We start from the raw sequence: 3,378 nt of genomic DNA on the forward strand, positions 1-3,378 counted from the left end.
GAGCATTCGGTGGATGCCTTGGCGCTGAGAGGCGATGAAGGACGTGATACGCTGCGATAAGCCGTGGGGAGCTGCGAATGAGCTTTGATCCGCGGATTTCCGAATGGGGAAACCCACCTTCGATCTCTGTTATTCTAAGGATAGGTTTCGGCCTGTCCTTGGGCTAACAGAGATCACAAGAAGGTATTGAACTCTGAATACATAGGGGTTCAAAGCTAACCCAGGGAACTGAAACATCTAAGTACCTGGAGGAAAGGACATCAACGAGACTCCGTTAGTAGTGGCGAGCGAACGCGGACCAGGCCAGTGCTCGACTGTGCGTTACCGGAAGTGGTTGGGAAACCACGCATCAATGGGTGATAGCCCCGTACGGATCTGCAATCAGTTGAGACATGAGTAAGGCGGGACACGTGAAATCCTGTCTGAACGTGGGGGGACCACCCTCCAAGCCTAAGTACTCCTCAGCGACCGATAGTGAACAAGTACCGTGAGGGAAAGGTGAAAAGCACCCCGACGAGGGGAGTGAAATAGCACCTGAAACCGAATGCTTACAAACAGTGGGAGCTCAAGGTTCGTCCTGAGTGACCGCGTACCTTTTGTATAATGGGTCAGCGACTTAGTCTGACGAGCAAGCTTAAGCCGCTAGGCGTAGGCGCAGCGAAAGCGAGTCTGAACAGGGCGTTCAGTTCGTCGGATTAGACCCGAAACCGGGTGATCTAGCCATGAGCAGGTTGAAGGTAAGGTAACACTTACTGGAGGACCGAACCGGTGCCTGTTGAAAAAGTCTCGGATGACTTGTGGCTAGGGGTGAAAGGCCAATCAAACTCGGAAATAGCTGGTTCTCCGCGAAAGCTATTTAGGTAGCGCCTCGCGTGAATACTCTCGGGGGTAGAGCACTGGATGGGTGCGGGGTACTTACCGTATTACCAAACCTAACCAAACTCCGAATACCGAGAAGTACTGCGCGGGAGACACACGGCGGGTGCTAACGTCCGTCGTGGAGAGGGAAACAACCCTGACTTACAGCTAAGGCCCCCAATTCGTGGCTAAGTGTGAAAGGATGTGGGAATCCCAAAACAACCAGGAGGTTGGCTTAGAAGCAGCCATCCTTTAAAGAAAGCGTAACAGCTCACTGGTCTAAATAAGGGTTCCTGCGCCGAAAATGTATCGGGGCTCAAGCCACGAGCCGAAGCTTAAGGTTTGCACTTTGTGCAAGCGGTAGCGGAGCGTTCCATAAGCCAACGAAGGCGGACCCGTGAGGGCTGCTGGAGGTATTGGAAGTGCGAATGCTGACATGAGTAACGACAAACAGTGTGAAAGACACTGTCGCCGAAAGTCCAAGGGTTCCTGCGTAAAGTTAATCTCCGCAGGGTTAGCCGGCCCCTAAGGCGAGGCCGAAAGGCGTAGTCGATGGGAATGAGGTGAATATTCCTCAGCCAGTTGGTAGTGACGGATCGCGTACGCTGTCAGATCTTATTGGATTGATCTGGCTTCCAAGCGGTTCCTGGAAATAGCTCCAACATGAGACCGTACCCTAAACCGACACAGGTGGACTGGTAGAGTATACCAAGGCGCTTGAGAGAACTATGCTGAAGGAACTCGGCAATTTACCTCCGTAACTTCGGGATAAGGAGGCCCAGTGTCTAGGCAACTAGGCATTGGGGGCACAGACCAGGGGGTAGCGACTGTTTAACTAAAACACAGGGCTCTGCGAAATCGTAAGATGACGTATAGGGTCTGACGCCTGCCCGGTGCCGGAAGGTTAAAAGGAGGTGTGCAAGCACCGAATTGAAGCCCCGGTAAACGGCGGCCGTAACTATAACGGTCCTAAGGTAGCGAAATTCCTTGTCGGGTAAGTTCCGACCTGCACGAATGGCGTAACGACTTCCCCGCTGTCTCCAGCATAGACTCAGTGAAATTGAATTCCCCGTGAAGATGCGGGGTTCCTGCGGTCAGACGGAAAGACCCCGTGCACCTTTACTGCAGCTTTGCGCTGGCATTCGTGTCGGCATGTGTAGGATAGGTGGTAGACTTTGAAGCCAGGGCGCCAGCTCTGGTGGAGTCATCCTTGAAATACCACCCTTATCGTCATGGATGTCTAACCGCGACCCGTCATCCGGGTCCGAGACAGCGCATGGCAGGCAGTTTGACTGGGGCGGTCGCCTCCCAAAGAGTAACGGAGGCGTGCGAAGGTGGGCTCAGAGCGGTCGGAAATCGCTCGTTGAGTGCAATGGCATAAGCCTGCCTGACTGCGAGACTGACAAGTCGAGCAGAGTCGAAAGACGGCCATAGTGATCCGGTGGTCCCGCGTGGAAGGGCCATCGCTCAACGGATAAAAGGTACGCCGGGGATAACAGGCTGATGATTCCCAAGAGTCCATATCGACGGAATCGTTTGGCACCTCGATGTCGGCTCATCACATCCTGGGGCTGGAGAAGGTCCCAAGGGTTCGGCTGTTCGCCGATTAAAGTGGTACGTGAGCTGGGTTCAGAACGTCGTGAGACAGTTCGGTCCCTATCTGCCGTGGGTGTAGGAGAATTGAGAGGATCTGCCCTTAGTACGAGAGGACCGGGGTGGACGTACCTCTGGTGGACCTGTTGTGGCGCCAGCCGCAGTGCAGGGTAGCTATGTACGGTCGGGATAACCGCTGAATGCATCTAAGCGGGAAACCCACCTCAAAACGAGTTCTCCCTTGAGAGCCGTGGAAGACGACCACGTTGATAGGCCGGGTGTGTAAGCAGGGTAACCTGCTCAGCTTACCGGTACTAATTGCTCGATCGGCTTGATCGTTCTCATGATCAATGTCCGCACACTCTACAATGCGAACACGGACGCTTCTGCGCTCGGCTCATCTCAGCCAAGCAATCGTCAGAGACGTCCAGAACAAAGACCAATTATGCTTGCCAATATCCTTCGCCGGCCCGGTGGCTTGAGCGAGGAGCCAGAACCCGATCCCATCCCGAACTCGGCCGTTAAACTCCTCAGCGCTGATGGTACTGTGTCTCAAGACCCGGGAGAGTAGGTCGTTGCCGGGCCTGTCAAGGATATCCCTCATCACATGACTCCAGCGCGCGGCGCAGGGTGCCTCACCGCACCCCGCGCCGCGTTGCCATTTAAAACGCCTTATCGCGGGGTGGAGCAGCCCGGTAGCTCGTCAGGCTCATAACCTGAAGGTCGTCAGTTCAAATCTGGCCCCCGCAACCAAATCCAAAGACACGCAAACCAATCAGAACCCCGACCGCATGCGGCCGGGGTTCTTGCGTTGGAGGCGCTCCGCGGCGCCAGAATCCGCGCCAGATCTCCGGACAGCTCGAGATTGACGCCACCGCCACCGAGCGCTGTGCCCACGATGCTCTCGATCATCGCGCGGATCGCCTC

Annotated in this window: 1 protein-coding gene, 1 tRNA gene and 2 rRNA genes (1 of these 4 running past the window's edge); 3 read left to right on the plus strand and 1 reads right to left on the minus strand. The window is 55.3% G+C overall.

Annotated features, from left to right (window positions below; all coding sequences use genetic code 11):
• From ACSQ24_RS29330 to ACSQ24_RS29340, 3 genes are all read left to right on the plus strand, one after another.
• Positions 1-2,790 (plus strand): 23S ribosomal RNA (locus ACSQ24_RS29330) (it extends 15 nt beyond the left edge of the window).
• A 130-nt stretch (positions 2,791-2,920) separates the two neighbouring features.
• Positions 2,921-3,035: ribosomal RNA gene (rrf, locus tag ACSQ24_RS29335) — 5S ribosomal RNA — on the plus strand.
• Between the two features lie 92 nt (positions 3,036-3,127).
• Positions 3,128-3,204 (plus strand) — tRNA-Met (locus ACSQ24_RS29340).
• On the opposite strand, the gene ACSQ24_RS29345 is transcribed toward ACSQ24_RS29340, so the two are convergent.
• Positions 3,178-3,378 (minus strand): hypothetical protein (locus tag ACSQ24_RS29345; protein WP_436098320.1); only part of this gene is annotated, 201 nt, incomplete at its 5' end. The genes ACSQ24_RS29340 and ACSQ24_RS29345 overlap by 27 nt on opposite strands.

This window comes from Allobosea sp. LjRoot237 (assembly GCF_964253285.1).
Classification (GTDB): Bacteria; Pseudomonadota; Alphaproteobacteria; order Rhizobiales; family Beijerinckiaceae; genus Allobosea.